The following is a 23858-nucleotide window of genomic DNA, read 5'->3' as shown; positions in this document are numbered from 1 at the left end:
CTAACCATACTAATCGATGGAGGTCGATCATGCCGGATGCGGATGCGGTAAAAGAAGGGAAAAATTATCACACGGATGTTCCCCAGAAATGCGATGGTTTCTATCTGAAGGGATGCAACTCTTTGGATTGGGGCATGAAAAACCGGCTGGCCCGGATCTTCAATCCGAAAAGCGGCCGGACCGTCATGCTGGCCATTGACCACGGCTATTTCCAGGGACCGACCACCGGCCTGGAACGGATCGACATCAACATTCTGCCCCTGGTCCCCTATGCCGACACCCTCATGCTGACGCGGGGCATCCTCCGGAGCGTGGTGCCGCCCTCCGCCACCGTTCCCATTGTCGTGCGGGCCTCGGGCGGCGCCAGCATCTTAAAGGAGCTGTCCAACGAGGAGATCGCCGTGGACATCGAGGACTCCATCCGGATGAACGTCTGCGCCATGGCCGTCCAGGTGTTCATCGGCGCCGAATTCGAGCGCCAGTCCCTCATCAACATGACCCGCCTGGTCGATCTGGGCACCCGTTACGGCATCCCCACCCTGGCCGTGACGGCCGTTGGCAAGGACATGGCCCGGGACGCCCGGTACTTCCGTCTGGCCACCCGGATCTGCGCCGAACTGGGAGCGCACTACGTCAAATCCTATTACATCGACAAGGGGTTTGAAACCGTGACCGCCTCCTGCCCGGTGCCCATCGTCATGGCCGGCGGCAAGAAAATCCCGGAATTCGACGCCCTGACCATGGCGTATAATGCCGTACAGCAGGGCGCGGCCGGCGTGGACATGGGCCGCAATATCTTCCAGTCCGACGCGCCCACGGCCATGATCCAGGCGGTCCGGGCCGTGGTTCATGACAATGAGACGCCGAAAAAGGCTTTTGATCTGTACAACACGCTGAAAAACGAAAAGAAGAAAAAGAAGAAGTAGCTTTAAAGGGTTCCAGGGGTCGAGGGGTCAAAAACAACCCTCGTCCCTTGACCCCTTTTAATATCCCCTATGCCCCCGCCGGCGGAATTGAAATCTGACTGTTCTCCGTCTTTTCCTCATCCCCTGAAGACCCGCCTGCCATTCCCGGAAGATGTTCCAGTTCATGCCTGATAAACAGAAGCATGGGGATCGCCAGGATCAGCCCGATGATGCCCATCAGCACCTCGAACACCACCAGGGCCGACAGGGTCACCACCATGGGCAGATTGACGATGCCGCTGATGATCTTGGAATTTAAAAAATATTCCAGCTTGTGAATCACCACCAGCAGTCCCAGACAGACCAGGGCCCCCCAGAGGCCGACGGACACAAAGGCGATGATTGTCAGGATAGTGTTGGAAGCGATATTGCCGACCACCGGGAAAAGGCCGCAGACAAACACGATAAAAACCAGGAAAAGCGGATTGGGCAGCTCCAGGGCCAGGATGGCGACGGCGGATATGCTGGTGTTGATGGTGGAAATGATGATCTGGCCGATCATGACCCGCTTGAAGTAAAAATAAAACACCCGGATCCGCATTTCGGCGAACTGGTAAAGATAATGCATCAGGCTCCCGGGTTTGCGGGCAAATACCCGGTCGGCCTGTTCACGGTTGTGGTAAAAAAGCAGGTTGATCACCAGGGCGAAAATAAAATAGATCACCCCCATGTAAACCGGCTTGACGCGATCCATCACAAACTGCAGGACCGTGGTGGTACCCTTGACGATGACGGAACGTACTTCATTCGGATTGATATACTTGTCGGCGTACTTCTGAAGATTCCAGCGTTGATAGAGGTCCGCGTACTGGTCGATAGCCTGGGCCTGGACTTTCTGGGCGATATCGGGGAGTTGCCGGATCATTTCCGGAATGATTTTATTGGAAGCCAGGATAATAAACAGGATGACGGCAACGTATAGAAACGAAAACAGAAAGGCCTTGGGCAGAAACGGGATAAACCGGCGCACGTCATTGGTGATAAAGTCGGAAATAAAATAAAGAAACAGGAACGAGATTAAAAACATCGACAGACTGGACACGGAAAACAGCAGGACGATGGCCAGCAGGAATGCGTAACCGCAGAGATAGGGGTGTTTTTCCAGAATGGTGTTCCGGCGGCAACCAACGGATTCAGGCTGGGAGCCGACGGCCAGCCGGTTTTCGGGCATATCCAGCAGATCCCGGTCGCAGTGATCGGTATGGTCGATTGACGTCTTCATCTGGCCTCGGGTCCAAAGGCCCTGGTGACGATGATCAGGGCCGGCGTCAGAAAATAATCCGCCAGGGCCGCCACCGACAGGGTAATCAGGGTCAGATAACCGAATTCGACAAAGCTGTTCATGACCGAAAACAGATTGGTCGCGAACCCGGCCAGCAAGACCAGGGTGGTGATGAACACGGCCCGGCCGACATCGTTGAGCGATGCGTTCAGCGCCGCCTGGTAGTCTCGTGTCCGCCAGAACTCCAGCCGGTACCTCAGGAGAAAATGAAGGGTGTCGTCCACGGCAATACCGATGGCGATGCTGGCGATGAGCAGCTTGACGTAATCCAGGGGAATCCCGGTCAGGCCCATGAACCCCAGGGTCACGAAAACCGGCGCCAGGTTGGGGATCATGGAGAGCAGTCCCACCCGGATAGACCCCAGGGCCAGGCACATCATCACGGCGATGACGCCGAAGGCCACTGAAAATCCCAGGATCTGACTGCGGACAATATACTGGACCAGTTTGATCCAGAGATACCCGCTGCCCGTCAACACCGGTTGCTGCTCCGGAGGAAATTCCTTGGTGATGAAATCGTTGACGTCATCGGTCACTTTTTTGTAGACGCTGGAGGACACCAGCTTGCTGTGCACCTGCAGGTTGACCCGCCGCATATCGCCGGTGACATAGTTCCCCAGTTCGTCGCCGCCGGACATCTCGTAAAGCAGCAGATACTGGGCGGCCAGTTCCCGGGTTTCGGGCAGAACATAATAGGCGGGATCCTCGTCGTGGAAGCTGCGGTTGATGTCCTTGAGCAGGTCCACGATGGACATGGTCTTCATGACCAGTTGCGTTTCCTGGTTGATCCGGTTCTGAAGGGTTTCCACCCGTTTTAGAAATTCCGGGTCACAGATGCCGTCCTGCTCGCCGGAATCAAACACGTAGCTGAACCCGCCGGCTCCCAGCATGGTCCGGTCGACATATTCGGTGGTTTTGCGGATGGGCAGGTCCTCCGAAAACTCGTTGAGAAAATTGGAGTCCACCTGCAGAAACGCCGTACCGGATCCGGTCACCGCGAAAAAAACCATCCAGACGATGATGATCTTCCAGGGGTGACGGACATCAAAACGGGTCAGGGCGGCAAAGAACCGGACGGAGAAATGTTTTTTGCGGGGCCTCGCGTCCGCCGCCGCCGGACTTTCCGCTGTTTGCCTGCCGGCCGCGGCCGGATTGCCGAACAGCGTCAGGATGGCGATGAATACCGTCACCGTGAAAGCAAAGGCCATGATCACCCCGAAGGAGCTGTAGTAGGCGAAATGATTGATGGCCTTGATGGGAGAGATATTGGTGGAACCGAATCCGGCCACGTCCGTCAGCATGGTGAACAGGCAGGGCGCGCCCACCAACAGCATGGTCTTGCGGATGGCGGCGCGATTATCCTTGAGCTGTTTTCGGCAGACCGTGTATCCGGTCAGGATGTGAATCGCGCTGGCCACGCCGACGGTGATGATCGTCCCGGGCAGCATCATGAACATGATGTCCAGATGCCAGCCCACGATGCCCACAAAGCCCATGGCGGCCAGGATGGCCAGGGAAACGGTCAACAGCGGCCCCAGCACGCCCATGGGCCGGCGGAAGAAGAGAAGCAGCAGGCCGCCGATAAAAGCCACGGCGAGAAGCCCCAGGCGGAGGCTTTCCCCCCGGGTGATGCGATTGTAGGTCGAGGTCAGGGCCGCGTCGCCGGTGTGATGGAAACGGATGCCCGCGTACTCGGGCCGGGCCAGGACTCGCTCGATGGCGTCATTGGTGACCTGGGGATAGACGTTATCCATTTCCGGCCCTTTGGCCGGATCCAGGACCAGGGTCTCTTCGGCGTCAACGGACGACTTTTCCATTTCGATATAAACGGCGCCGTATTTCCCGTCCGCGCTGGTCAGGGTCCCGGCCAGCAGGGGTTTTTTCATCACCTTGTCCCGCATGGCCAGCAACTCTTCCCGGGTTTGCGGGTAAGGGTCAAGAATTTCACGGACCAGGAGTTCGTCCTCCCGGCCTTCGATGAATTCCGCGTTGGCCAGGGAAGTCACTTCCTTGATGAAAGGAACTTCCGCTTCCAGTTCCCGGGTCAGCCGTTCAATTTTTTTCATCACCTCCAGATCCCAGACGCCATTGGCGTTGTCGGGCACTTCATAGAGGATGTAAGCCATTTCATCCGATCCGAAATCATCCCGATAATCCAGATAGGCGGCGTAGGCGGGATCATCCCGGTCAAAATAGGATTCAAAGGAGGTGTCAAAACGGACTTTTTCGGCGAAATAGGCCGAAACACCGACGATCACCAGCGTCAGGGCGACAACAAGCTTTTTATGGTCATAGACGAATCCGCCCAGGTGCTCGAACGATTCCGCCAGCCGGTTCATCAGGGATTCAAACCGCGTGGGTTGAGGCAACGTCTCCACTTCCAGAAAAACTCCTTGCCGAAAATTGTTTCGGTACAGATATCAGACTTCTCGGTGAAAAAAAATCTTTTCCACCCAAAAAAAGAAAAATATTGACACCTTCATTTGCTACTGTTAAAGATGTCCGGCCCTGATAACGGACTGATCTTTAAATTTTTCAGAATGTTATTGGAACGGCCCAGGTCTATTTTCTTTACAAGGGAGGCGTCAGCGCGCAATCTATGGAAACCAGAACACCGATGGAAAAACTCGAGGAGAAGAGCCGGCAGGCCCTGGAAGGCGGAGGCGCCGGGAGAGTCAAGAAACAGCATGAATCCGGCAAGCTGACGGCCCGGGAGCGGGTCGACAAACTGCTCGATCCCGGTACCTTTGTCGAGCTGGACCGGTTCAAGGCCCACCGCTGCACGGATTTCGGCATGGACGGAGAAAAAATCCCCGGAGACGGCGTGGTGGCCGGATACGGCCTGGTCAACGGCCGTCAGGTCTTTGTTTTTGCCCAGGACTTCACTGTTTTCGGCGGATCGCTGTCCCTGGCCCACGCTGAAAAAATCTGCAAGGTCATGGAAACCGCCATGAAGGTCGGCGCACCGGTCATCGGCCTGTGTGACTCCGGCGGCGCGCGTATCCAGGAGGGCGTCATGAGCCTGGCCGGTTACGCCGATATCTTTCTGCGGAACGTACTCGCCTCCGGCGTGGTTCCCCAGATCACCGCCATCATGGGCCCCTGCGCCGGCGGCTCGGTTTACTCCCCGGCCCTGACGGACTGGATCTTCATGGTTCAGAATACCAGCAACATGTTCATCACCGGACCGGACGTGATCAAGGCCGTCACCGGTGAAATCGTCACCAAAGAAGACCTGGGCGGCGCCATGGCCCATAACGCCGTCAGCGGCGTGGCCCATTTCGCCAGTCCCGACGACGGCGCCTGTCTGGTGAAAATCCGGGAACTGCTGGCCTTTCTGCCCAACAATAATATGGAAGACCCGCCCCGGGTCGCCTGCGACGATGATCCCGACCGCCGGGATGAAAACTTACGGACCGTGGTCCCGGAGGACCCCAACAAGCCCTACGACATCCGGGCCATCATCCGCTCCAACGTGGACAACGGTTACTTCTTCGAAATCCAGGAGCACTGGGGCGCCAACATCGTCATCGGCCTGGCCCGCCTGGACGGCGCCGTCGTCGGCATCGTCGCCAACCAGCCGGCCGTCATGGCCGGATGCCTGGATATCAACGCCTCGGTCAAGGGCGCGCGGTTCGTTCGCTTCTGCGACGCCTTCAATATCCCGCTGATCATTTACGAGGACGTGCCGGGCTTTCTGCCGGGCACCAATCAGGAACACGGCGGTATCATCAAGCACGGCGCCAAGCTGATTTACGCCTTCTGCGAGGCTACCGTGCCCCGCATCACCCTGATCACCCGGAAGGCCTACGGCGGCGCCTATTGTGTCATGAGCTCCAAGCACATCCGCGGCGACATCAACATCGCCTATCCCACCGCGGAAATCGCGGTCATGGGCGCCGAGGGTGCGGTCAACATCATTTTCCGGGATGAAATCAAGAAGGCCGGCGACGCGGTCGCCGAGAAAAAACGGCTGGTAGCCGATTACCGGGACAAGTTCGCCAATCCGTACAAAGCCGCCGAGCTGGGCTATATCGACGACGTCATCGACCCGGCGGACACGCGGCCGAAAATCATCGAGGCCCTGCGGATGCTCAGGACCAAACAGGCAACCAACCCGCCCAAGAAGCATGGGAACATCCCCCTGTAGAAAGGAGAACGACCATGTCCTGGGAAAGTGTTCTGGAACTGATCAAACAGATTCTCGTCACCCAGACGGGCATCCCTCACATGACCGGCGGCGCGGCCCTGATGCTATGCGTGGGGCTGGTCTTCATGTATCTTGCCATCGGCAAGGATTTTGAACCGCTGCTGCTGCTGCCCATCGGCTTCGGAATTTTTCTGGTCAATTTCCCCTTAACGCCGCTCATGGGCACCACCGAACACGGTGCACCGGAACTGATCCGGGCCTTTTATCATTACGGCGTGGAATGGGAGATCATCCCCTGCGTCATCTTTCTGGGTCTGGGCGCCATGACCGATTTCGGTCCCCTGATCGCCAATCCCAAAACCCTGATCATCGGCGCCGGCGCTCAGTTGGGCGTTTTCGTTACCTACATCGGCGTGCTGTTTTTCGGTTTTACCTTGAAAGAGGCAGCCTCGGTGGGCATTATCGGCGGGGCCGACGGTCCCACCACCATTTACCTGACCACCAAACTGGCGCCCCACCTGCTGGGCGCCAATGCCGTGGCCGCTTACTCTTACATGGCCATGGTGCCCCTGATTCAGCCGCCCATCATGCGGCTGATGACCACCAAAGCCCAGCGGATGATAAAGATGAGGCAGCTCCGGGCGGTGTCAAAAAGGGAAAAAATCCTCTTCCCCCTGATCGCGGCCACGCTCATCGTCCTGCTGATTCCGGCGGTAGCACCCCTGATGGGCCTGTTCATGCTGGGCAATCTCATGCGGGAAAGCGGCGTGGTCAAGCGCCTGGCCGATACCGCCGAGAACGACCTGATGAACATCGTGGTCATCTTTTTAGGAGTTTCGGTGGGCGCCACCATGAAGGCCGAAACCTTCCTGAGCTGGAAGCCCCTGCTGATTTTCGCCTTCGGCCTGGTGGATTTTGTCATCTGCACCTTCGGCGGGATTCTGACGGTTCATATCATGAACATGTTTCTAAAGGAAAAGATGAATCCCCTGATCGGTTCGGCCGGGGTCTCGGCCGTGCCCATGTCGGCCCGGGTTTCCAATACCGAGGGTCTGAAGGCGGATCCCACCAACTTTCTGATCATGCACGCCATGGGCCCCAACCTGGCCGGTGTCATCGGCTCGGCGGCGGCGGCAGGCATGTTCATCGCCATGTTTCAATAGGAGGCCGGAATGAAAAAGACACCAAAACCATTCGCTGTTTTACCGGCTAAAGCCTTTTTCTTTACTGTTGGTCTGTGCGTTCTGGCCCTGCTCGGGTCCGGCCCCGCCCTGGCCGCCTTTGGTGAGGATGTGGAAAAACCCAAGCCTGTTTTCACCCGGGACGGCGATGCCGTTATCGCCAAACTTCTGCCCCGGGGCAAAAGCACCTCGGTGACGGTCCGGTTCACAGCCGACGGCGGCGAGGTCGCGGATGTTCAGGCCGTGGATTTTGCTTCGGTCAAGGACGAGGGGATCGACCGCAAGGATTTCCGCTGCGATCTGTTCGCTGTCCTTCTGGAAAATGTCTCCCCCGGCGGCGAGGTCAGCCTTACCGCCGGATCGGATTTTTTTTCCAGTTCCACCCGGTTCTTTCTCTATAATTCCGGCGCCTCTCCGGCCTGGTCCGACACCCTGGCGCAGCAGAAGGCGTATCCGGACCGCGTCCGCGAACTGACCTTCACCGTCCGGGACGGCGGTCCCTATGATACTGACGGCGCAATCGACGGAAAGATCCTGCTGAACTGCGGTCCCCGGGACTCTTTCTGGGGATATGCCGTCGGCACGCTTTTTATCCGCTTTTTCGGCGTCTTCCTGGTGCTGGGCGTGCTGATGATCGGCATGATCGTCTGCGGCAAGATCTTTGAATCGGCCGACAAACGCAAAGCCGCCAAAGCCGCGGAATCCAGGCCGCCGTTACCGAAGCCGGCTGTTCCAACGCCGAAGCCGGCCACAGCAGAGACTGAAATGGAGCCGGAGATGGTGGCCGCTGTTGCCATGGCCCTTCATCTGGAAATGTCCGGACCGGCCGTTATAAAAAGCGACTTGGGTACGGATGAGAATCAGAATTCCTGGAGCCTGTACGGTCGTCAGAAGATCATGAGCGACCGGATGCAGGTATTCAAGCGTCATTCCCATGTTTAACCGGTAAAAATAAGGAAGCCCAAATGAAATACGCTATTTCCATAAAACAGAAAAAATATGAGATCGAAATCGGCGCCATCAGCAACGGTACCGCTCAGGTAACGGTCAACGGCGCCCCCTACCAGGTGCAAGTGGAAAAGCAGGCTGACCGGCCCGCGGCCGCTCCTGTATTTCAAGCCGCTCCCGCGCCGGCGGTGGCCCCTGCCCCGGCCCGGACCCCGTCACCGGCGACCGCTCCAGGAGCAGGCACCATCACGGCGCCCATACCCGGATTAATTGTTGACATTCCGGTCAGCGTCGGGGATATGGTTAAAGCCGGCCAGGTGGTCGTGGTCATGGAAGCCATGAAAATGGAAAACCGCCTGATCACCACCGTGGACGGCCAGGTCAAAGAGGTCCGTTTTCAGAAAGGCGCCCAGGTCGCCACCGGCGACGTTATCCTGGTGATCGGATAACCGCGTTTTTTTTGATACGGAGACAACGATAAACCGTCGGGCCGCTGCCCGACAATTGCCGCGGAAATGGGCTCGGCTACCGTGATGGATCTGCTTTTATTCTGGGTTGACTTCCTGCTCCACATCGACCGGCATCTGGGAGAGATCATTAGAAATTATGGGGCAATTTCCTATGTCATTCTCTTCCTCATCGTCTTCTGCGAAACCGGCCTGGTGGTCACCCCTTTTCTGCCGGGAGATTCCCTGCTCTTTGCCGCCGGGTCCTTCGCGGCCATCGGGGCCTTTGACGTGGTCTGGCTGCTGGTGATTATTTCCGCCGCCGCCATCCTCGGTGACACGGTTAACTACTGGATCGGCCGGGCCGCCGGGCCGAGGGTATTCTATTCGGAGAATGTTCGGTTTCTCAACAGGAAGCACCTGGAGCGGACCCATGAATTCTATGAACGCCACGGCGGCAAGACCATCATCCTGGCCCGGTTCATTCCCATTATCCGGACATTCGCGCCATTTGTGGCCGGCATGGGCCGGATGACCTACTGGCATTTTATCGCCTACAATCTTATCGGCGGCATCATCTGGCCGGTCATCTTTATTCTGGCGGGATATTTTTTCGGCAACCTGCCCGTGGTCAAGGATAACTTTTCCCTGGTGCTGGTCATCATTATTCTTCTATCGGTCATGCCGCTTGTGGTAGAGTTTTTCCGGTTTCGGATAGAAAAAAAGCGAAACGGATTAAAATAATATAAGAGCCGGTTGTGTTTAAGATCAGACCCCTGCTGTATCATTTTTTTGACCGCGTCATCCTGGGATACCCCCGGACGGTGATCCTCTGCCTGACCCTGTTCATCGCCGTACTGGGATATTACACCAAAGACTTCAAAATCGACGCGTCCTCGGAAACGCTCATCAAACAGAGCGACGAATCTTTCCGATACGCCCGGGAAATCAGCCTGCGTTACGGCGTCACCGATTTTCTGTTCCTGTCCTACACGCCGGAAAAAGACCTTTTGTCCGACGACGTGTTAAACGACATCGGCAACATGCGGGACGAACTCCGGCAGCTGGAACGGGTGGAGTCCGTCATCACGATTCTGGACGTGCCCCTGCTGGAAAGCCCGCCCGTGCCGGTCAAGGAACTGTCCGGCAACATCCGCACCCTGACCTCTCCTGATGTCGACCGTTCCATGGCCCGGGCGGAACTGGCCAACAGCGCCCTCTACCAGGATCTCCTGGTCAGTCCGGACCTGAAGACCACTTCGATCCAGGTCACCTTCAAGCCCGAAAACCGGTTCTACGATCTGGTCCTGGAACGGGACCGCCTGGCCGACAAAAAGGGCGCGGAAGGGCTGACCGATGAAGAGTCGAACCGGTATAAAAAAGTTCTGGATGACCTTGACCAGGTGCGGAAAATTTCCGACCGTCAGCGGCATCAGGATATCGCCGCCATCCGGGCCATCATCGCCCAACATCAGAAAAACGCCCGCATCTTCCTGGGCGGAATCAGCATGATCGCCGACGACATGATCCGTTTCGTCAAAAACGATCTGAAGATTTTCGGTACGGGCGTGTTCTTCTTTCTGACCATCACCCTGGCCCTGATCTTCAGAGGCGCCCGCTGGGTGGTGCTGCCCATGCTGTGCTGTTTCTACTCGGCGGTGGCCATACTGGGTCTGCTGGGGTTTTTCGGATGGAAAGTCACCGTGGTGTCATCCAACTTCATCTCCCTGCAATTGATCATCAGCATGACCTACACCATCCATCTGGTGGTGCGATACCGGGAACTCCAGGCCCGTTTTCCCGATGATGACCAGCATACCCTCTGCAGCAAGATGATCCAGTACATGCTCATTCCCACTTTTTACGGCGCCCTGACCACCGTGGTCGGATTTGAATCCCTGATCCTGTGCGACCTGGTGCCGGTAGCCACCTTCGGCTGGATGATGTCGGCCGGCATCACCGTGTCTCTATTGGTGACCTTTCTGCTGTTTCCCGCGGCCCTGATGCTGCTGAAAAAAACACCGCTTCCCCCTGAGAAAGAAGCCCGCCTGTCTTTTACACCGGCCCTGGCGCGATTTACCGAGAACAACAAGAACCTGATCCTGGTTGCCGCCGCCGTCATCGTTCTGCTCAGCTACGTCGGCATCTCCCGACTGGAAGTGGAAAATTCCTTTATCAACTACTTTAAAAAATCGACCGAAATCTACCAGGGGATGAAGGTCATCGACCAGGAACTGGGCGGAACCACGCCGCTGGATATCATCGTCAAACTGGAAACCACGGAAGAACCGGGTAAAGCCGGCGCGGAAAAGACGGATCAGGAATTAGCTGCAGTTGAATCGGACGACGCCTTTGAGGATTTTGAAGAGTTCGATGACGCCGGCAAAGACGACAAGTACTGGTTCACCGCCGCCAAAATGGAAGAGGTCCTGAAAATCCACGATTACCTGGAAAGCGTTCCGGAAATCGGCAAGGTGCTGTCCCTGGGAACGATGATGAAGATCGCCCGTAAATTCAATGAAGGCAAGCCCCTGGACAACTTCACCCTGTCCCTGCTATACACCAAGCTGCCGGAAGAATTCCGCGGCATGGTCCTGACGCCCTATGTGTCCATCCCCAACAACGAGGTCCGCTTTTCCGTGCGCATTAAAGATTCGGAACCGAACCTGCGGCGCAATGAACTGATCCAGCGGATTTCCCGGGACCTGACCGGCCGGCTGGGACTCAAAAGCGAAAACGTTCATTTGACGGGCATGCTGGTGTTGTACAACAACATGCTCCAGAGCCTGTTTTCCTCCCAGTTTTCCACCCTGGGCACCGCCGTCCTGGTCATGATGTGCATGTACATCGTCCTGTTCCGCTCCCTGAGACTGTCGGTAATCGCCATCGCCCCGAACCTGTTTTCCATCGGCGCCATCCTGGGCTTCATGGGCTGGGCCGGTCTGCCCCTGGACATGATGACCATCACCATCGCCTCCATCAGCGTCAGTATCGCCGACGACAATATTATTCAGTATATCTGCCGGTTCATGGAGGAGATCAAGACGGATGGAAGCTATATTGCCGCCATGCACCGCTGCCACGCCAGCATCGGATACGACATGTACTATACCACCATCACCCTGGCCATCGGATTTTCCATCCTGGCCTTGTCCAACTTCATCCCCAGCATTCTTTTCGGCCTGCTGACCAGCCTGGTGATGATCTTCGCCCTGTTCGCCTCGCTGACGTTCCTGCCGGTGTTGATCGTCCTTTTTAAACCCTTCGGGCCCGGTGAACCCGCGAAAGGCTGATCAGGGGGAATAACATTTTTTCACGAGGATTTTGATGGCTTCGGAAAAAGTCAAAATCTGCCTTATATCGTTCCCCCGGCTTCCGAGCCGGAGTCCATAAAAGAGGATTGATTCCATGACGCCTGTCCTGATGTTAACCGTCTATGTGCTGCTGGCCCTGACCTTTTCCTTTCTCTGCTCCATAGCCGAAGCCGTGCTCTTATCCATCACGCCGACCTATATCGAAGGGAAAAGAGAAACGAACCCGAAGCTGGCGGCGCAATTAAAGCGGTTAAAACAGGACAACATCGACCGCTCGCTCTCCGCCATTCTAACCCTGAACACCATCGCGCACACCGTCGGCGCCATCGGCGCCGGCGCCCAGGCGACGATTATTTTCGGCGATACCTGGTTTGGCCTGTTTTCCGCGCTGATGACGCTGCTGATTCTGTTTCTTTCCGAAATCCTTCCCAAAACCATCGGCGCCGTCTACTGGCAGGCGCTGGTCAGACCCGCCGCGCTTTTTGTAACCATCCTTATTGTCGTCCTCTTTCCGATCGTCTGGGTTTCCGAGTTGCTGACAAAATTCATCGCCCGCGGGAAAAGCATGCACATCTTCAATAAAGACGAACTGATCGCCATGGCCCGGGCCGGCGCGGAAACCGGCCAACTGCGCGACAAGGAGTCAGGCATTATTCAGAATCTGCTGCGGTTCGACTCCATTAAGGTAACCGATATCATGACGCCCCGATCGGTAATGGCGTCTCTTCCCGAAGACATGACGATCACCGACGCTTTACCGCAGATCACCCGGACACCGTTCTCCCGACTGCCTGTTTACCGATCCAACATGAACGACATCGTCGGCTTTATCCTCAAGGATGATGTGCTGATTGCCGCGGCGCAAAAGCGCGGCGACGACCGGCTCAAGGCCCTGAAGCGTGACCTCATGGCGATTCCGGAATCGGTATCGCTGACCGCCCTGCTGGAACGTTTTTTGAAAAACCGCCAGCATATCGCCATGATCGTCAACGAGCATGGATCCACAGAAGGCCTGGTGACTCTCGAAGACCTGATTGAAACGCTGATAGGCCTGGAAATCGTGGATGAAACGGACAAAGACGTTGACATGAGAGTGCTGGCCCGCAAGCAATGGATAGAGCGCGCCAAAGCCATGGGCATTGAGGCTGATTTCACGTAACCCGTCCGCCGCGTTTATTCTTCCGCCGTTCGTGCATCCCGGTAAAACCGTTCGACCACCTCATCCCGGGCATGTAACACCTCCGGCTTATTGTGGGAACCGGTGATGACGATCATCAGGGCCGGCAGGAGCAGGAAATCCGCCAGCAGAGCAAAGAGTATGGGAATGGCGGTAAAGATGCCGAAACGGAAGGTATGGGACAGGTTGGCGAAAATGGTCATTAAAAACCCGCAGGCCAGCACCACCGAGGTAATGACCATGGCCCGGCCGACGCCGGACAGGGTCAGATTGATCGCCGCGAAAGCATTGCCGGTCTTCAGATAATATTTCCGGAAATTGTAGATGAAATGGACGGTATCATCCACCACCAGTCCCATGGCGATGCTGGCGATCATTAATGAAGTCATGTCCAGGGGCACGTTGAGCGCGCCCATGAGGCCCAGGGTCATGACAATTGGAATAAAATTGGGGATCATGGAGAACAGGCCGGTTTTCAACTCGCCGGTCAGAAAGATCATCATCAGGCCGATGACGATAAAGGCCAGCGCGTAGCTCCTGGCCATGCTGCCCAAGGCCGCCGTTATGCTCCGGGCCATGAGGGCCGACATACCGGTAATCTCCATTTTCGCCCGGTCGCCGAACAGAATCTTCAGGTGACGATTCAGATGACCGATATAGTGATTCAGATAAACCGAATCCACCCAGTGGATCTTGGCCGTGACCCGGGTCTTTGAAAACTGGGTATCCACGATCTTTTCCAGGTCATCAGCCCCGGAATTTTCAAACAGGAACAACTCCTGGGCGATGACGTCGTAGTCCTGGGGAACCACGTAATAATCTTTCCGGTTTTCATTCAAGGCCTGATGGGTTTCCTTGAGGATGTCGTTGATGCTGGTCACCTTGCCGACGGTGATGTGCGGGAAATGCATGGTCTCCAGATCCCGGGCCAGGCGCTCGATGCGGTTCAAAATGTCCGGCTCATACACACCGTTTTCCCGGCCGGTATCAATAAGGACTTCCAGGTTCAGGGCGCCGTTGAGACGGTCGTTGATCAGGTCGATATCCTGGCGGACCCGCATGGACGTGGGGAAATACCCGGCCACGAAATCCGAATAGCGCAGGTTGAAGACGTAGTAATAGCTGACGGCGAACAGGATCAGGCTGACGATAATGATGCTGAAGGGATGACGGCTGGCAACGTCTCCCGTCATCAGGAGGATCCGGTCCATCAGGGTCCTTTCGCCGGACTCCTCTTTAACAGGTCGTATTTTAACGGGTGAAAACGCCACCATGACCGGCAGCATGATCAGGGTGTACAGCAATGCCAGCATCACGCCCGCGGCCGCGAAATAGCCCAGTTCTCCCAGGGCCACCAGATCGGCCGTGGCAAAGGAAATCAGGCCGGCGGCGGTGGTCAGGCTGGTCAGCACCACGGCCAGACCGGAATGGCCGATGGCATAGGAAATGGCGTCTTTTTTGGCCAGCCCCCGGGCCATCTGTTTGTAAAAAATGGCCAGAATATGAACCGAGTCCGCCACTCCCACGCACACCAGAAAGGCCGGCAGCACGGTGGTGGTCATCTTGACCGGAACATTGAACCAGGCCATGAGGCCCAGGGCGGAAAAGGCGGCCGTAAATACCACGATCTGGGGCAGGATCACGCCGGAAACGCGCCGGAACAGCAGGGCCAGGAAAACCAGGTTGACCAGTAAATTCAGCGCGAAGCACAGGCGCATGTCCTTCATGGTATACTGATTGAACTTGCTTAACACCACCGGCGTACCGGTATACGCCATGGAAAAATCCGGCGCCTCATACGACTTTACAATGGCGGTGATGGCATTTACCAGCTCCTCGTTCTGTTCCTGGGACAGGTACTTTTGTTTTACCGGGGCGGCGGGCTCAGCGGCCGGGACGTTTTCTTCAAAACCGGCCATGACATCCGCGGTTGGCGCGGCCTCTACATGATAGACCTCCGGCTTAATCACCACGGCGGTGGTGCGGCCGTCCGGGGATATGATCTGATCCAGATAAGTTGGATTGTTTAAAACCAGATCTTTGAGTGCCGGAAAATCCACGGTCCTTTCCTCGGGCCACCCGTCCATCAGGTCTTCCACCACCAGCCGGTCGGCGTCGCCAAAGGTGTGGCGGGCGTTGATCAGGCTGGTCACCTCATCGACATAGGGGACCTTCTTCTCCAGATCATCGTGAAGCGATTTTAATTTCAGGAAAAAGTCTTCGGAGAAAACATGGTCGGAGGTAATGGCAATGACCACCATCCGGTCCTGGCCGAACTGCTCGCGGAATTCATTATAAACGATCTTGTCCGGATCATCGTTCTTGAGCAGGGCATCGGCGTTGGTATCCACCGTCAGATGGGGCAGCCGCCAGAGCATGGCGCCAATGCAGAGAACGAGAATCACCAGGGTTTTGAAACGATGGGTGTACAGCGTCCTGGCCATGTTCTCGAAAAACATCTCAATGCGTTCGTTTCTTCCGGACATCGGCGTCATCCTTTTTCGCGAGTGTTGAAATTGGCTACCTATAAATCAGGGGAATGTAAAAGAAAAGAAAATAATCAGCGGGGAAAAACCAGTTATGGACAGAAGCCGGCTAATTGTTTGAATATTTTCCTGTTGTTGTTTTCATGGCGCCCCTGTAGAATAATTATTATTAATAAGGAACGAGGAGAAACATGTCAGCGGAAGGCATCCATCTGGAAATAAGAGAAAAAATCGGCATCATCACCATCAACCGGCCGTCACGACGGAACGCGTTTAACGCTTTCATGTTCGCGGAGCTGGCCCGGGTGACCGGCGAGCTGCGGGCGAATATGCCGCGGGTGGTCGTCATCACCGGTGCCGGGGACAAGGCTTTCAGCGCCGGTTTTGACGTCAACCCCGACAACCCCCTGGTCATGACAATGCATGAGGCCATGGGAAAAAATGACCACCAGGGGCTGGTCGACGGCATGAAGGTGGTACGGGACGCGGTCGACGCCTTTGTCGCCCTGCCCGTCCCCATCATCGCGGCCATCAACGGCCTGGCCTACGGCGGTGGGGCCGAACTGTCCAGCCGCTGCGACCTGCGGGTCATGGACCGGGACGCCGTCGTCTGTTTTTCCGAAGTCCGCCTGGGGCTCATGCCCGACTGGGGCGGCGGCGCCGCCCTGTCCCGGCTGGTGGGAGCGGCCCGGGCCGCGGACCTGGTCCTTACCGCCCGGAAAGTCTCCGCCGACGAAGCCCTGCAGCTCGGCTTCGCCAACCGGGTCAGCGAAAAAGGCCGCTGCCTGGAGGACGCCCTGGCCCTGGCCCAAGCCATATCCGCCAATGGTCCCCGGGCCGTGCGTCATGCCCTGGCCGTCATCCGGCAGAGCCGGAACATGACCCTGGATCAATCCCTGGCCATGGAACTGGACGAGGCCGTTGCCCTGGTCGAATCCGGAGAGTGCGTTCACGGCATCACCGCTTTTCTGGAAAAGAGAGCGGCGAAGTTTCCGGATATTTAAACTGGAGGAACCGATGTCATCCGCCACCGCGAAAAAATTCGAACAATCACTGAAGGCGCCCGGCGCGCTTTCCGACCGCATCACCTGGCTGCGGGATTATTATTTTAAAGGCACGGACCGGGCCTGGAACAACGAGTTCACCGCCTGGTCCACCGGCACGGCCTGGGACACGCAATTTAATGAAATGACGTTTTATATCGTGCCCGAGACCTATCCCCTGATCCGCACCATGGGCGGTTCCTTCCGCCAGGCCGCGCGCAACGTACCCCTGCCCGATAATTTCTGGGACCAGAGCCTGCCGGAAAGGCGGGCCTGGTTTGTCAAGGAAGTCATGGTCAACCATCTGCCCAAAGAGGTCCTGCCCGGCGACCTGATCGCCGGCGGACGGTTCAACCTCCAGACCTCCCTGTGCCTGACGAAAGACGAGCAGGCCGAATACAACCGGCTGATCAACGGCAAAAAAGGGGCCCGTTCGGCCATGAAATGGTTTCATGACCACGGCTACGGCAATGCCGGCGCCACCTCCGGCCACCTGGTCCCCGGCCACGAACGGGCCCTGCAGATCGGCTGGCAGGGCATTGCCGGCGAACTGGGCGCGCTCTACACCGCCCTGTCCGAGGAGGACCGACAGGGGCCGCGGGGCCGGCAGTTGCGGGCCATGATCACGGCGGCCTCCATGCCGCGGGAGCTGGCGGCGCAATATGCCCGGATTTGTCGCGGCCTGTCGGACTGGGAAACCGATCCGGTCCGGCGCCGGGAACTGGACCAGATGGCCCGGAACCTGGACCGGGTCCCCTGGTATCCGCCGGTCACCTTCTGGGAAGCGGTCCAGGCCCTGTGGATCAACCACATGCTGGTCATGAGCGACGAAAACTATCCCGGTCCCGGCGTCTCCTTCGGCCGTGTCGACCAGTACCTGCTGCCCTTCTGGGAAAATTCTCTGAAAACAGGCATGTCCCGGGAGTTCGGCAAGGAAATACTAAAATGCTTCTGGATCCACTGCAACACCGCCTATGACGCCATGATCCGCAACGGCTACCAGGGCATCACCTCGGGATTCGGCCAGCTCGTCACCCTGTCCGGCCTGGGCAAGGACGGTCGGGACATGACCAACGACCTGACCTTTGCCATGCTGGAAGTCATCGACGAGATGTCCCCTATCCTGGAGCCCAAGCCCAACATCCGCCTGCACCGGCACTCTCCCGACGCCCTGCTGGACAAGGTGGTGGACATGGTCGGCGCCAGCCAGGGGGCCCCGTTCCTGCTCAACTTCGACGAGCGCTCCATGGCCGGCATGATGCGCGAGGCGCGCCTGGCCGGACTGGGACATTTAATCAATGAGACCAATGTCCATGAATACGCGCCGGTGGGGTGCCTGGAAAACACCATGGTCGGCAACGACCGTTCCGGCACGGTGGACTGCAACCTGAACCTGCTCAAGGCCGTGGAGCTGGCCTTAAACAACGGCCGGGACCTGCTCTCCTTTACCGATCCCATCACCGGCAAAACCGAAAAAATCGGCCAGGACGGCCCGGCCACCGGCGACGCCACCCGGTTTACCGCCTGGGAGGAATTCTGGAACGCCTACAAAATTCAGACCGCCGCCATTATCAAGCGCTGCGTGGACCTGTATGAAACCAGCGAATCCATCCGGGCAAAATACTTCCCCACGCCCTACCTCTCCTGCCTGGTCAAAGGCTGCGCGGAAAAGGGCCTGGATATCACCCGGGGCGGCGCCCAGATCAGCTTTGTCACCCTGGAAGCGGTCACCTTCGCCACCACCGTCGACTCGCTGCTGGCCATTCAATACCTGGTATTTGAAGCCAGAAAATGCGACATGGCCGAACTGATCCGGGCCCTGCGGGCCAACTGGGAAGGGTATGAAATGCTGCAGACCCTGGCGAAAAACCGGGCGCCCAAGTACGGCCGGGACGACGACCGGGCCGACGCCATGGCCCGGGAGGTGATGACGCTCTGGTGCGACGAAACCTGGAAACACAAGACCCGCGTCACCGGCCGGCAATTCCGGCCGGGCATGCTCAGCTGGAACTACTGGGCCGGAGACGGGTTTGTCATGGCGGCCAGCCCCGACGGCCGCCGCAAGGGGCAATTTCTCTCCAACGCCATCTGCCCCTCCAATGGCGCCGACATCAACGGCCCCACGGCCAATACCAACTCCGTGGGCAAGGCCCTGGGCGGCATGAGCCCGGACGGCCAGGGCGACCTGGACGGATACGTCAACATGCTGCCCAACGGCGCCAGCCATACCATCTCCTTTCAGCCGGCCATGGTCCGGGACCCGGCCCATCGGGAAAAATTCAAGGCTTTTCTCAAGGCTTACGCCCGCAACGGCGGCACCGCCCTGCAGATCAACATGGTCGACCCGGACATGCTCCGGGACGCCCAGAAGCACCCGGAAGACTACCGGCACCTGCTGGTCCGGGTCACCGGTTACAACGCCTATTTTACCGCCGTGGGACGAGAACTGCAGAACGAAATCATCGAGCGGGTCAGCCATGAGCGGCTCTGATGTCCTGACGGTTTTCGAGGTCCAGCGCTTTTCCACGGAAGACGGTCCCGGCATCCGCACCACCGTTTTTCTTAAAGGTTGCCCCTTACGCTGCCGCTGGTGCCACAACCCGGAAAGCATTTCCCCCCTGGTGGAAATCGTCTGGTTTGCCGTGCGCTGCATCGGGTGCCGGACCTGCGTCGACCTCTGTCCGGAAAAGGCCCTTGACCTGACCGCTGAAGGCATGATCATCGACCGGGATAAATGCACCCGCTGCGGCCTGTGCGCGAAAGAGTGCCCGTCCACGGCACTGGAGCAGATCGGTTCCCAATGGATGGTCGACGATCTGGTCAACGAGGTGCTCAAGGACCGGACCTATTACGAAACATCGGCCGGCGGCGTGACCGTGTCCGGCGGGGAACCCGCCCTGCAGGCCCCGGCCGTGGCATCGTTTCTTTCGCGATTGCGGGAACACGGCATCCATACGGCCGTGGACACCTGCGGCCTGTGCAACCGGGAAGCCCTGAACCTGATGCTGCCCCACGCGACCCTGGTGCTGTTTGACCTCAAAATCGCCGATCCCGTGATCCACAGGGACCTGACCGGCAGCGACAACCGCCGCATCCTGGAGAACTTCGCTTATGTCACCGGTTACACGGCCGGTCATCTCTATCCGGCCGGGATCTGGGTGCGCACGCCGGTCATCCCCGGCGCCACGGATCAGGATGACAATATCGCCGCCATCGGCCGCCATATTGCCGACGTCGGCGGTAAAGCCGTGACCCGCTGGGAGCTTTGCGCCTTCAACAACCTGTGCGCCGACAAGTACCGGCGCCTCGGAACCCGCTGGGCATTCGAGGGCTGCTCCTGTCTCCCGGCCGAAACCATGGAACGCCTGGCTACGGTTGCCCGGAAGTCAGGGGTAAACCCGGAAATCGTCGTCTGGAGCGGGGCGACGGGGAAGGGTTGAGATGTCGCTGCGCGACGTTGAGGTGTTGAGGAGTTGAAGGATATGAAATCTGAATCGTTATCTCCAGTTTTTCGTTTTTGTTTCGTCATCCTCCGGCGTACATTTTTATTCGTCATCCCCCGGCTTGCTTTTTTGTGCGTCATCCCCCGGCTTGACCGGGGGATCCAGATCAAACAGAAATTATTCCTTCCCTCGAACCCTTGGACCCTTGACCCCTCGGACCCTATCTCTTATTAAATGAAATCAGAGCAAAATATTTAGGCCGTCAAAAGGAGACCACCAATGGCAACAACCTTTACCCCCCAGGACATCGACGCCTTCAAACCGGCGGAAAAGATCGGCCTGGTGGCCACGGTCAGCCCGGAAGGACTGCCCCACATCACCCTGATCACGTCCATCATGGCCTGCAGCCCGACGCAGCTGACCCTGGGGGAATTCTCCAAAGGCAAAAGCAAGGAATATCTCCAGCAGAATCCGCGTCTGGCCTTTCTCATCCTCACCATGGACAGGAAAATATGGCGCGGCCGGGCGGTCTGGACCCATCTGAAAAAAGAAGGCCCGGAATACGAAGCCTACAACAATATTCCCATGTTCCGCTATAACGCCTATTTCGGCATCAACACCGTTCATTACCTGGACCTGATAGAAACCAGCGGCCGGGAAAGCCTGCCCCTGCCGGGGATCATCCTGTCGGCGCTTTACACCCGCTGGGCCAAAAAAAAGCTCAGCATGAATAAACCCGGACAGGTGCTCAAGCCCTTTGCCGAACGGGCCATTTTCAACAACCTGGCCTCCCTCAAGTTCATCTCCTGGGTCGGGCCGGATGGGTTCCCGGAACTGGTGCCGGTGGTCCAGTGCCAGGCGGCCGATTCCGGCCGGCTGGCCTTTACCTGCTTCCCCTATGGCCGGGAACTGGACGCCATACCGGATGGCGCGCCCGTGGCCGTATTCGGCCTGACCATGGTCATGGAAAACGTGCTGATCAGGGGAAACTTTGTCCGACAAAAAGGCGCGCTCGGCCTGCCGATGGCCGTCATCGACATCGATTGGGTTTACAACTCCATGCCTCCCTGCCACGGCCAGATCTACCCCGAAATCCCGCTGACGGCGGTGACGTCGTTTTAGATGCCCTTACGGGCACACTACGAACATACCTGTCTCGCTTTAAAGATGCCCTTACGGGCACACTACAAACATACCTGTCTCGCTTTAAAGATGCCCTTACGGGCACACTACAAACAGCACCCATCTCACATTACGGGCACCTTCCCGTTCGTAGTAACGCCGTCAGGCGTTTTCTGGCCTTCGCGTATGCACAACCTCGCTTTAACGATGCCCTTACGGGCACACTGCAAACAGCACCCATCTCACATTACGGGCACCTTCCCGTTCGTAGTGACGCCGTCAGGCGTTTTCTGGCCTTCGCGTATGCACAACCTCGATTTAACGATGCCCTTACAGGCACACTACAAACAGCACCCATCTCACATTACGGGCACCTTCCCGTTCGTAGTGACGCCGTCAGGCGTTTTCTGGCCTTCGCGTATGCACAACCTCGCTTTAACGATGCCCTTACGGGCACACTTTATTGAATAAACAAATCATTACGGGATTCTGATGCTTTAAAACAGACTCCCCCTGGAAATGCAAATTGATGTTCACTATTATTGGCAAAGACTTCCAGACAGGCATGGACCACATCGGCGGCGTAATAACGATTTCTGTTGGCCGTGATTTCCGCCAGCGCCAGCTGAATTCCCAGCGCCGGACGATAAGGTCGGTGAGAGGCCATGGCTTCAACTACATCGGCCACGGTCAGAATTTTCGATTCCAGCATCAACTCGCTTTCCTTCAGGCCCTGCGGATAACCCGAGCCGTCGATCCGCTCGTGATGCTGATGTACAATATCGGCAACAGGCCAGGGGAAATCGATTTCCTTCATAATTCTGAATCCCGTTTCCGCGTGCGTCTGGATCAGCCCGAACTCGATCGGCGATAATTTTCCGGGTTTGCTGAGAATTTGCGCCGGGATGGATATCTTTCCGATATCGTGGACCATGGCTGCGATATAAAGTGCCTCAAGCCGGTTTTCGTCCAGGCACAATCGTTTACCGATGGCGATGGATAGTTCGGCCACACGTTGCTGATGACCGACGGTGTACGGGTCTCTGGATTCCAGTGCGGCGGCCATGGCTTTAATAACGCCGTTCATGGTCCGTTTCAGCCGGGCGTTGGTTTCGGCCAGTTCCATGGCCTGAAGAGAAACTTCCTCCTGAAGCTGATTCGTCTGCTGCCGGCATTTAAGATGTCGTTGTCGCTCGTTCAGAGCGCCGACAATGTTGATCAGCAGGGTCCGTCCTGAAAACGGCTTGACCACATAACTGTATGCGCCGTGATTCAAGGTCTGCTCGGCCACCGACATATCATCACAGCCGGTTACCATAATCACCATGGTCTCGGGATAAACCCTGGTCAACCAGTGGATAAACGATATCCCGCTTTCGCCCGGCAGCCCGATATCGCAGAGGGCCAGATCATATGTTGTCGTCTGGCATAACCGGCGGGCGTCTTCGGCGCAGAAAGCCGAGTCGTATTGATAAAGTGCCGTTTCCAGTGTCCGGCCGATCACTTTTTGAATTGAGATCTCATCTTCAAGGATTAGAATGCGAGGGCGAAAAGGGACCATCGATTTATCTGTCTCCGCAATCAACGATTGTTCGAATTCATTTTCAACTAACATCATTTTATCATCGATGATCCGTGGCATTCTTCCCTCCTGCGCTCCATTGGGGCTTTATCTTGTTTCTATTGCCGCCCGTATGAATAGCAATCATCATGCCAAACAATTACATTAAATTTTTATATAACGATATAAGCATGTTGCACTGAATAATCCTGGTTCCGCCGAATAAAAAGCGCTCTGCCGGACAGGACTTGTTTCGCTAACCTGCCCCCCTCAAGCTCAAGCCCTTTATCCCGGGCGTCGGCGCAACCACCTTGTTGTACGTGATGGAACAGGTCCTGTGGTGCCACAGAGAGCCGAACAGGGGGACCACGTTTAGAATCTATCTGCCGACGATTGGAGCAGCGGCCGAGAAGCTGAAAAACCGAATCCCTCGCCAGTAAGGTGCGCGAGGTGCTGGATGGATCCTGAACAGGGCGGTCCGGGAGAGGGGATCCATCCGGCGCCGCTGATGTACAACATCACGCTAAAGATGCCCTTACGGGCACACTACAAACATACCTGTCTCGCTTTCAAGATGCCCTTACGGGCACATTCCTGCTCGTAGTGACGCCGTCAGGCGTTTTCTGGCCTTCGCGTATGCACAACCTCGCTTTAAAGATGCCCTTACGGGCACACTACGAACAAGCACTCATCTCACGTTACAGGCACCTTCCCGTTCGTAGTGACGCCGTCAGGCGTTT

The 23858-nt window shown here is 57.2% G+C and carries 16 protein-coding genes; 12 read left to right on the top strand and 4 right to left on the bottom strand.

Annotation, left to right across the window (positions count from 1 at the left end; translation table 11 throughout):
* The first annotated feature begins 29 nt into the window (after nt 1-29).
* Nucleotides 30-926 (top strand): 3-hydroxy-5-phosphonooxypentane-2,4-dione thiolase, encoded by an 897-nt coding sequence (lsrF, locus tag AB1724_19480; GenBank protein MEW6079999.1) that lies wholly within the window; start codon nt 30-32, stop codon nt 924-926.
* 67 nt (nt 927-993) lie between these two features.
* Here the strand turns inward: lsrF and AB1724_19475 are convergent, their stop codons facing one another.
* Nucleotides 994-2187 (bottom strand): AI-2E family transporter, encoded by a 1194-nt coding sequence (locus AB1724_19475; protein MEW6079998.1) that lies wholly within the window; start codon nt 2185-2187, stop codon nt 994-996.
* Nucleotides 2184-4625, bottom strand: a complete 2442-nt coding sequence (locus tag AB1724_19470; GenBank protein ID MEW6079997.1) for an MMPL family transporter — start codon at nt 4623-4625, stop codon at nt 2184-2186. Before AB1724_19470 ends, AB1724_19475 begins: the two co-directional genes overlap by 4 nt.
* 221 nt (nt 4626-4846) lie before the next feature.
* On the opposite strand from AB1724_19470, the gene AB1724_19465 reads away from it, so the two are divergent.
* From AB1724_19465 to AB1724_19435, 7 genes are all read left to right on the top strand, one after another.
* Nucleotides 4847-6397, top strand: coding sequence for an acyl-CoA carboxylase subunit beta (locus tag AB1724_19465; protein ID MEW6079996.1), 1551 nt, complete (start codon nt 4847-4849; stop codon nt 6395-6397).
* 14 nt (nt 6398-6411) lie between these two features.
* On the top strand, nt 6412-7560 hold the full coding sequence (locus AB1724_19460; protein ID MEW6079995.1) for a sodium ion-translocating decarboxylase subunit beta: 1149 nt from the start codon (nt 6412-6414) through the stop codon (nt 7558-7560).
* A gap of 9 nt (nt 7561-7569) precedes the next feature.
* The gene (locus AB1724_19455; GenBank protein ID MEW6079994.1) at nt 7570-8520 is read left to right on the top strand and encodes an OadG family protein; all 951 of its coding nucleotides are present in this window, start codon (nt 7570-7572) and stop codon (nt 8518-8520) included.
* A 23-nt stretch (nt 8521-8543) separates the two neighbouring features.
* Nucleotides 8544-8975 carry a biotin/lipoyl-containing protein gene (locus tag AB1724_19450; protein ID MEW6079993.1) on the top strand — a complete coding sequence of 144 codons (432 nt, stop codon included), beginning with the start codon at nt 8544-8546 and terminating at the stop codon, nt 8973-8975.
* An 84-nt stretch (nt 8976-9059) separates the two neighbouring features.
* Nucleotides 9060-9716, top strand: coding sequence for a DedA family protein (locus tag AB1724_19445; GenBank protein MEW6079992.1), 657 nt, complete (start codon nt 9060-9062; stop codon nt 9714-9716).
* Between the two features lie 14 nt (nt 9717-9730).
* Nucleotides 9731-12265, top strand: coding sequence for an MMPL family transporter (locus tag AB1724_19440; GenBank protein MEW6079991.1), 2535 nt, complete (start codon nt 9731-9733; stop codon nt 12263-12265).
* Between the two features lie 115 nt (nt 12266-12380).
* Nucleotides 12381-13445 carry a hemolysin family protein gene (locus tag AB1724_19435; GenBank protein MEW6079990.1) on the top strand — a complete coding sequence of 355 codons (1065 nt, stop codon included), beginning with the start codon at nt 12381-12383 and terminating at the stop codon, nt 13443-13445.
* 14 nt (nt 13446-13459) lie between these two features.
* Here the strand turns inward: AB1724_19435 and AB1724_19430 are convergent, their stop codons facing one another.
* Nucleotides 13460-15949: an MMPL family transporter gene (locus AB1724_19430; protein MEW6079989.1), complete on the bottom strand. Its 2490-nt coding sequence runs from the start codon at nt 15947-15949 to the stop codon at nt 13460-13462.
* Between the two features lie 191 nt (nt 15950-16140).
* Here AB1724_19430 and AB1724_19425 point away from each other — a divergent pair, with 191 nt between their 5' ends.
* From AB1724_19425 to AB1724_19410, 4 genes are all read left to right on the top strand, one after another.
* Nucleotides 16141-16953: an enoyl-CoA hydratase/isomerase family protein gene (locus AB1724_19425; GenBank protein ID MEW6079988.1), complete on the top strand. Its 813-nt coding sequence runs from the start codon at nt 16141-16143 to the stop codon at nt 16951-16953.
* A 13-nt stretch (nt 16954-16966) separates the two neighbouring features.
* Nucleotides 16967-19483, top strand: coding sequence for a pyruvate formate lyase family protein (locus AB1724_19420; GenBank protein ID MEW6079987.1), 2517 nt, complete (start codon nt 16967-16969; stop codon nt 19481-19483).
* The gene (locus tag AB1724_19415; protein MEW6079986.1) at nt 19470-20432 is read left to right on the top strand and encodes a glycyl-radical enzyme activating protein; all 963 of its coding nucleotides are present in this window, start codon (nt 19470-19472) and stop codon (nt 20430-20432) included. The genes AB1724_19420 and AB1724_19415 overlap by 14 nt, the downstream gene beginning before the upstream one ends.
* 282 nt (nt 20433-20714) lie before the next feature.
* Complete coding sequence (locus tag AB1724_19410) at nt 20715-21557, top strand: hypothetical protein (GenBank protein ID MEW6079985.1); 843 nt, start codon at nt 20715-20717, stop codon at nt 21555-21557.
* A gap of 460 nt (nt 21558-22017) precedes the next feature.
* Here AB1724_19410 and AB1724_19405 read toward each other — a convergent pair whose 3' ends face one another.
* Entirely contained in the window at nt 22018-23118 is a 1101-nt protein-coding gene (locus AB1724_19405) for an HD domain-containing phosphohydrolase (protein MEW6079984.1), read from the bottom strand.
* Nucleotides 23119-23858: the final 740 nt, after the last annotated feature.

Source organism: Thermodesulfobacteriota bacterium (assembly GCA_040753795.1).
Classification (GTDB): domain Bacteria; phylum Desulfobacterota; class Desulfobacteria; order Desulfobacterales; family Desulfosudaceae; genus JBFMDX01.
Note: the sequence above shows the minus strand (reverse complement) of the source record. Positions and strands in the feature narration are given on the sequence as shown.